Genomic DNA, 8441 nt, shown 5'->3' with positions numbered 1-8441 from the left:
GGCGGATAGGTCTGGGCCAGTGACGCCAAAGGGCGCATCGGGCTGGGGCGTGCAATTGCTAGACGCGCTTGCCCGCAACTGGAAATAATATCGGCGGCGGCGCATTTCCGGCGAATGGCCGCAGCACTTGTGTTGCAGAAATGGCGCACTACATTCTGAATAGGGATGGGGCCTTTGTCCACAAAGGCTCCATCGACATTTAGGAAATAGCGCATGAACCTCGAGAAATTCACCGACCGGGCCAAGGGTTTTCTGCAAAGCGCGCAGACCGTGGCCATTCGTATGAGCCATCAGCGTATTGGGCCTGAGCATCTCCTCAAAGCCTTGCTGGAAGACGAACAAGGCATGGCGTCGGGCCTTATCAAGGCGGCTGGTGGCGATGCCGCGACTGCCTTGCGCGAAACCGATGCAGCGCTGGCGAAGGTGCCTGCCGTATCCGGCGGCGGTGCGCAGCAGACGCCGGGGCTTGATAATGACGCCGTGCGTGTTCTCGATTCCGCCGAACAGGTCGCACAAAAGGCTGGCGACAGCTATGTGACGGTCGAGCGTTTGTTGCTCGCGCTTGCACTGGCCTCAACCACGACCGCAGGGAAGGCCTTGGCCAATGCTGCTGTCACAGCAGAGGGTCTGAATGCCGCGATTAATGCGCTGCGTGGTGGCCGCTCCGCCGACACCGCTGGCGCGGAGGACCGTTATGATGCGCTGAAGAAATTCGCGCGTGACCTGACGGAAGTGGCCCGGGCGGGTAAGCTTGACCCTGTCATCGGCCGTGACGAAGAAATCCGCCGCACCATTCAAATTCTTGCGCGGCGCACGAAGAACAACCCTGTTCTCATCGGCGAACCCGGCGTCGGCAAAACGGCCATTGCCGAAGGACTGGCGCTGCGCATTGCCAATGGTGACGTGCCAGACAGCCTGAAAGGCCGCAAGCTCTTGTCACTCGACATGGGCGCGTTGATTGCCGGCGCGAAATATCGCGGCGAGTTTGAAGAGCGGCTGAAGGGTGTGCTTGATGAGGTCAAGCAAGCCGAAGGTGACATCATCCTGTTCATCGACGAAATGCACACGCTCGTCGGTGCAGGCAAAGGCGAAGGCGCGATGGACGCGGCGAACCTCATCAAACCCGCTTTGTCGCGCGGCGAATTGCACTGCATCGGCGCGACGACGCTCGATGAATATCAAAAGCATGTCGAAAAAGACCCCGCATTGCAGCGCCGGTTCCAGCCCGTGTTCGTCGGTGAACCCACGGTCGAAGATACGATTTCGATCCTGCGCGGGTTGAAAGAGAAATATGAACTGCACCATGGCGTGCGGATCACCGATGGCGCGTTGGTGAGCGCCGCGACATTATCGCACCGCTATATTGCCGACCGTTTCCTGCCCGATAAAGCCATCGACCTGATGGACGAAGCCGCGTCGCGGCTCCGCATGGAAGTGGAATCCAAGCCCGAAGACATCGAGACGCTCGACCGGCGTATCATTCAGCTGAAAATCGAGCGTGAGGCGCTTGGCAAGGAAAGCGATGCCGCGTCGAAAGACCGTTTGGCCACGCTTGAGAATGAACTTGCCAATCTGGAGCAGCAATCATCCGAACTGACGCAACGCTGGCAGGCGGAAAAAGACAAGATTTCGGCAGAGGCGAAGATCAAGGAGCAGCTCGACACCGCGCGGATCGAGCTTGAACAGGCGCAGCGTTCGGGCGATCTCGCCAAGGCGGGCGAGCTGCAATATGGCGCGATCCCGGGCCTTGAGCGGCAATTGTCCGAAGCAGAATCAGCGGCAGGTAACGCCATGCTGCGTGAAGAAGTGACCGCGCAGGATATCGCCAGCGTCGTCAGCCGCTGGACAGGCATTCCTGTCGACAAGATGCTTGAGGGCGAGCGCGACAAGTTGCTCAATATGGAGCAACTGATTGGCGCGCGGGTGATCGGGCAGCAAGATGCCGTGGCCGCTGTATCCAAGGCCGTGCGCCGCAGCCGCGCAGGGCTTCAGGACCCCAACAGGCCGCTTGGATCCTTCCTGTTCCTGGGCCCCACGGGCGTGGGTAAAACCGAACTGACCAAGGCGCTCGCATCATTTCTGTTCGATGACGACAATGCGATGGTCCGCATCGATATGTCCGAATTCATGGAAAAGCACAGCGTATCGCGGCTGGTCGGTGCGCCTCCGGGCTATGTCGGATATGAAGAAGGCGGTGTCCTGACCGAGGCTGTCCGGCGTCGGCCCTATCAAGTGGTGTTGTTCGACGAGGTCGAAAAAGCGCACTCCGACGTCTTCAACATCCTGCTTCAGGTACTCGATGATGGCCGCCTCACCGATGGTCAGGGCCGCACGGTGGACTTTTCAAACACGCTCATCATCCTCACCTCCAATCTGGGCAGCCAGCATCTCGCCGCGTTGGAAGATGGTCAGGACGTGAAAGAGGTCGAACCGCAAGTGATGGAAATCGTGCGGGGCCATTTCCGGCCCGAATTCCTCAACCGCCTCGACGAGGTCATCCTATTCCACCGTCTTGGCGCCAATCACATGGCACCGATTGTCGAGATTCAGGTGCAACGCGTGCAAAAGCTGCTGAAGGATCGCAAGATCACGCTCGCTTTATCCGAAGAGGCAAAGGCGTGGCTTGGCCGCGTGGGTTACGACCCCGTATATGGCGCACGCCCGCTCAAGCGCGCTATTCAGCGATATTTGCAGGATCCGCTGGCGGATTTGCTGCTGCGCGGCGAAGTGCCCGACGGCTCCACGGTTAAGGTCGAGGAAGGGGATGGGGCGTTGAAGTTGGCGGTGTAAGAGTCATGAGGCAGCTTTTGAGCTTCCACGATTCAAATCCGCCATTTCATCTGCGAAGGAAGAATCACTGACCGCTGGGGCGTGAAGTTCCATCCTCGACCAAACGGCGGGCGAGTTCATTGCCGGACTCTGTCATCTGGCGCCACTGCGCAAGCGTTTTGCAAACCTTGCCCTTTTTCACCAGTGAACCCGTCACACGAACAGTGCGGCACCGAACGGCTTGGTCTGCATCGGAAGCGGTTTTGTCAGAGGCTTTGGCCAATTTACCGTCCTGCGATGTCGATGCAGATGCTGGAGCCGCTACAGGCGCAGACGCCGGCGCCTGCGCCAAAGCCGAGGTCATGATGCCAATGGTTAAGGCTGTGAATAGAATTGGTCGCATGTGCATGTTTCTCCGTTGAGAGGCGCGGTGCAAGTAACACAGGCGCTTATCAGTGCAAGTAAAGAGGAAAAAATCAATTAACTTAATGCGTGATTTTAAAGCCTGTTGCGTCAGCCGCAGCATAATAACGGGCGATAACATTTTGTTCAGTAACGGTTAAATGGGGGTTCCACACATCAAAGATAAGAACCGCACGATTGTGATCGCTATCGTTCCACGCTTCATGTTCGATGGTATCATCAAAGGCAAAAGCCGTTCCCACTTTCCATTCGCGGGTTTCGCCCCCAACGCGGAAGCCGCATTTCTCTGGCACGATCAGCGGCAAATGCACAATCGCACGGGTATTGGTCACCCCTGTATGTGGCGGAATTCGGGTATGCGGCTTCAATATTGAGAAAAACGCGCTGGGTGCACGATCCGGAAGCGTTGTCGTCGGTAAGCTGGCCAAGGCCGCGGCTGTACGCGGGCAGCGGTCTAAAACGGCTTTATTGGGCTGCCCATATTCCCACAAAAAGCATGCGCCCCAGGCAAGCGACTGGTCAAGCGCTGACCATTTATTTTCGGGGACGCCCGAATCCATCCGGACATAAGGCCGCAACGCGTCGCCGGGATCGGCAAGCAGCGCCTCCAATTCTTGGCGTATTTCGTCTGTCGCAGCCTCAATAGCCGGCATCCATGGGAAATGATGCCTGTCGAAAAATTCGTCCGCCGGAAGGAAGGGGTAATATAGGCCGTCGCATGTGTTCACATAGGTTCGTCGGCGGCCCAGCGCCACATCGACAAATGCCTTGCTGCGGCGCAGCTCTGTTTCATCCATGGCCGCAGATAATGGCGCCAGTTCCATGCTAACCGCGTCCGCGATCTGGAGTGTCGCTTGCGAAACAAACGCCTGCCCCCTGTGCAGTGCGGCGGCAATATCAGGAGATAGGTCTGATGCATGCGCCGCCATTTGGAGCACGCCGCTCCAAGCGACCAGCGCTTCGGCCTTTTCACCCGTACGTTCATGCAATTCGGCCTTGCGGAGCCAGCCCATGAAATCCCGGCGGTCGATGCTGATTGCCGCGTCCAGCGCCTGCATTTCCCCTGTGTCATCGCCCTGCGCGCGCCGTGCAGTGGCAACATTTCGCCAAAGCGCGCTCGACATCATGTCATGCGTCGTTGCGGCCACGAACAGGCGCTCCGCCTCAGCATAGCTTCCGGCCCGCAGTGCAAGCATACCTTCGCTGTTCAGTCTGGCCGCTTCGGCCGGTGGTGCGGTCTCGTTCATATGGCGAATGCTTGCCATTTACCGTTAGAAACGGCAAGGTCCATGAAGTTATGACGCATAATAATAGCGAGATATTGAACGACGGCGCATGGCTTGCGCACCGCTATGATGCGTCTGCAGATGCATTTCATATGCGGCATGTCAGCCGTTCAACGCACAACACCGCCACTTTCCTCACCGATGAATATCTTGGCGTGGAACCAAGCCCGATGGTCCTATCGCGCCGCGAAGCGACAACGGGCCGCACGGACGACGCCAGCCTGCATTTTATTTTGCATTCCGCCTTTTGTGCATCGACCATGTTCGCCAACGGATTTGATCTGCCGGGCCTATCTATGGGTCTGAAGGAACCCGTGTTGTTGAACGACATTGTCGGCTTTCGCCGTCGCGGCGCGCCACCCACTGCGGTCGGCGAACGGTTGCGCGATGCACTGGGCATGCTCGCACGTCCATTTGGCGACGATCTGGCGGTTGTTGTGAAGCCGTCCAATGTGTTTAATGCCCTTGCCCCGGCATCGCTTGCCATGCGGCCGACAAGCAAAGCCATCATTCTGTATGCGCCACTTTCGGTGTTTCTTTTGTCCGTGGCCCGCAAGGGGCTTTGGTGCCGGCTATGGTGCCGCGAATTATTGGAAGGCCAAATTACCGACGGCATCGTTGATCTTGGTTTTGAGCCCGGAGATTTTTTCCGGCAGACCGATTTGCAAGTCGCCGCGGTGGGTTGGCTGGCACAGCAAAAGCTGTTTCATAGCATGACGCTCAAGTTCGGAGCGGAACGCATCGCAACGCTGGACAGTGAAAGGCTGACTGCCAATCCCGGCAGGGCCCTTGTCGCTGCAGCGTCCCACTTTGGGCTGGGCGAACATGCTGCTGCGAATGATGCGCATCCTGCGTTCGGCACGCATAGCAAGTTCGGCGGCAGCTTCCGGACAGAGGACCGACGCGCGGAATATGCATTGGCGCAAACGGCGCATGGCGACGAAATTGAAAAGGTTGTGGTTTGGGCCGAAGCCGTTGCCCAATCTGCCAACATCCCACTGACGTTGGAACACGCGCTTCGTTTTTGAAGCGCGCTGCCTAGCCACTTAGGGCGGGACATTACCCAAACCAACATTACGCAGTCATGCAGGTCTTGGCCTGGCTCATGGCTTAGCGTGCCGTCACAATACAAAAGGGGCGGACATTGCTGCCCGCCCCCTTGTTTCATTATATGCTCTTCAAATTAGAAGCGCAGCTTTGCCGTTACAGCATAGCGACGACCCAGCGCGTCATATGTCGACGGGAAGGTGTTGCCGCTGTTGTACGATGTCGATCCAGCGTTGTTACCGGTCAATGGTGGATCCTTGTCCAGCAAGTTCTGCACCGAAGCGGTGAACGTCAGATTTTCGGTGACATTGAGACGCGTCGACAGATCAAAGTAATCATATGCCTTGATCTTGCCGAAGTTAACCGTCCGGCCGCCAACGCCCAAGACCGACGAACCGATCGTTCCGTTGAAGAACGCGCCGCCGTCAATCACGTCAAGTGGCTCTTGCTCCATCGCTGACAGGTGACGCCACAACAACGACACATCGATCTTGCCGTACGACAATGTTGTACGCTGCGACCATGAGAAGTCTGGCTGCAGTGAACCACAGTTCGAGCTGAAATAGCCGGTGCAATCACGATTGACCGATTCAGGGTTGAGCACGAACGCGTTGAACGTCGATTTGAACGTGTAGTTACCGTTGAACGACAAAGCCAAAGCGATTTTGTCGGTCAGATCAGTCTTGTAGTTCATGATCAAGTCGATGCCGTCAGTTTCAATGGAACCCGCGTTCGACAGAACCGAAGGCAGACCAGTGAAAGTGCTCGGATCGCCGCTCAAGCTGCCATCGGCTGGGCTACGACGAATGCTGGTACAAGCAGCAGATGTCGATGCGCCTGCTGCTGGGCTGAATACGTTCGTACCAAAGCAAGCCGCAATTACGTCACCAGGGGTCGGGGACGAAATCGCACCCGTTACCTTGATGTTGTAATAATCGATCGACGCAGTGAAACCAGGGATTCTGGCTGGCTGGAAGATCGCACCAATGGTGAAGCTGTTCGACTTTTCAGGCTTAATGTTAACGTTACCGCCACCAGTCGAGTTCACCTGACCTGCGTTAGGCTGTGGAATCGAGTTGATGTTGCCCAAGTTGGCACCTTGCGCCAAGCAGACGGCACGAAGTTCACCGGTTGGGCCCGTTGCTGGACGTCCTGGCAAAACAGCGCCAGCCGTCGTCAACGTCGCACATGGATCGGTACCAAGGTTGGTCAATCCAGTGTTCACTGGCGAGAACAGTTCGCCAATGTTCGGTGCGCGAACGGCACGTGCAAAGTTACCACGAATTGCGAGACCGTCGGTTGGCTCCCAAGTACCACCAGCCTTAAAGGTTGTGGTGTTGTACGATGGGTTACCTGGTGCGTCGACTGTGTACGACGAATAGCGAAGGCCGCCTTCAACAGTCAGGCTGTTCACGAATGGCTTGTCGCTAACCAGTGGCACAACAAGTTCGCCAAAGCCTTCATACACGTCGAAGCCACCAGAAATATCTGGCGTCGCTCCGCCGGCACCGCCGAGATCGCCGCCCTTGGCAAGCGCGTCAGCGCCCTGACGGGCAGTATATTTACGATACTCACCGCCGACTGCAAATGCCACGGAATCTTCAGCAAATGGGCTGGTAAAGCCGGCATCGCCGTTGATGGTTCCCTTGACTTGTGCAAGCGAGGTTTTCGTAAAGCTGGTGCTTTCCTGGACCAAGAACGGAATTGCTTCCGGCTGAATGGTGCCAAAGACGTTTGCGGCAACGCATCCATTTGATGCGTCGAAGCAAACTGGAGCTGCAGCCGTTCCGCCCGCACGAAGCGACTGACGGAAACGCGAGTTCAAGGTATAACCCTTAATCGTCTGAATGTTCTCGCTTTGGCCATAGGCACCCGAGATATCCCAGTCGATTGAGTCAGTGATCGAACCGCGGGCACCCAAACGGTAATCGAATACGGTCGTCACATATTCTGAAATACGTGGACCAGCTTCGATTGCGCGACGGGCAAAAAGTGACTGCGGGTTAGGGTTGTAACCTTCACCAGCTTCGACCACGCCGTTGCCATTAACGTCGAATGGCTGCCATGCTTGCAATACAGCAAGACCGTTGCCCGACGTCGTTGCAGTTGCAGACGCGCCACCGGTACCGATTTCAAGATAACCAGCCTGTCCAGGACGCAAGCTTGGGTTAGCCGCGGCATCGCACTGAGCTTGTGAAAAGCGTGGGGTATAAACCGAAGCGCTTGGGTTAACGTCGAATGCGCAGAACTGGTTACGCATAGCAGCAGGCAAGAACGGGTTGTTCAAAGGAATGTTCACGCCGATGCTGAACGCGCCTGATGGTGCGATGATCGTGTTTACAGTGTTCTTTGAGAACAGCCCGCGCGAATATACTTCAATCGCATCGCTGACTTCGTAACGCGCTTGACCGAACATGTTGAAACGTTCGAACGGTGTCTGGAAGACGTTATATGGGTTGAAGTTAAACGTCGAGAAGGTCGGAACGAGCTGACCCGCTTCGTTGATCTGGTTTGTACCGCCATTGCCCGTACCGCTAACCAGACGACCGCCCGAGAAACGCGAGGGATATGCTGTGCCTGAACCCAGCGCTGTACCAGCATAGGTTTCAATGGTGGTTAGCGAAACATCGCGCGCACCTTGATATACTGGATCAGCTTGCTGGTAACCAACGCCAAATACGGCGTTACCGCGACCATCGTCGAAGTTCGCACCGATTGTTACGTCAGCGCGGAAAACATCACCGTCACCTTTTTCTGTGATCTGGTAAGAAGATTGGGCTTCCATGCCGGAGAAATCATTCTTCAGAATGAAGTTAACAACACCACCAACGGCGTCAGCGCCATAAGTGGTCGATGCGCCACCGGTAAGAACGTCAACGCGCTCAACCAAAGCGAGCGGAATGTTGTTCAAATCGA

General features: G+C 56.6%; 5 protein-coding genes. 2 read left to right on the top strand and 3 right to left on the bottom strand.

The window, feature by feature from the left end:
- The first annotated feature begins 213 nt into the window (after positions 1-213).
- Entirely contained in the window at positions 214-2790 is a 2577-nt protein-coding gene (gene clpB / locus ACIQ5B_RS09070; RefSeq protein ID WP_397598728.1) for an ATP-dependent chaperone ClpB, read from the top strand.
- Positions 2791-2854: 64 nt separating this feature from the next.
- On the opposite strand, the gene ACIQ5B_RS09065 is transcribed toward clpB, so the two are convergent.
- Positions 2855-3172, bottom strand: coding sequence for a hypothetical protein (locus tag ACIQ5B_RS09065; protein WP_397598727.1), 318 nt, complete (start codon positions 3170-3172; stop codon positions 2855-2857).
- 82 nt (positions 3173-3254) lie between these two features.
- Positions 3255-4439: an aspartyl/asparaginyl beta-hydroxylase domain-containing protein gene (locus ACIQ5B_RS09060; RefSeq protein ID WP_397598726.1), complete on the bottom strand. Its 1185-nt coding sequence runs from the start codon at positions 4437-4439 to the stop codon at positions 3255-3257.
- Between the two features lie 50 nt (positions 4440-4489).
- Here ACIQ5B_RS09060 and ACIQ5B_RS09055 point away from each other — a divergent pair, with 50 nt between their 5' ends.
- The gene (locus ACIQ5B_RS09055; protein ID WP_397598725.1) at positions 4490-5506 is read left to right on the top strand and encodes a hypothetical protein; all 1017 of its coding nucleotides are present in this window, start codon (positions 4490-4492) and stop codon (positions 5504-5506) included.
- Positions 5507-5661: 155 nt separating this feature from the next.
- Here ACIQ5B_RS09055 and ACIQ5B_RS09050 read toward each other — a convergent pair.
- The coding region (locus tag ACIQ5B_RS09050) for a TonB-dependent receptor domain-containing protein (protein WP_397598724.1) at positions 5662-8441 on the bottom strand (2780 nt) is incomplete at its 5' end.

The organism is Sphingorhabdus sp., assembly GCF_044374345.1.
Lineage (GTDB): Bacteria > Pseudomonadota > Alphaproteobacteria > Sphingomonadales > Sphingomonadaceae > Sphingorhabdus_B.
Note: the sequence above shows the minus strand (reverse complement) of the source record. Positions and strands in the feature narration are given on the sequence as shown.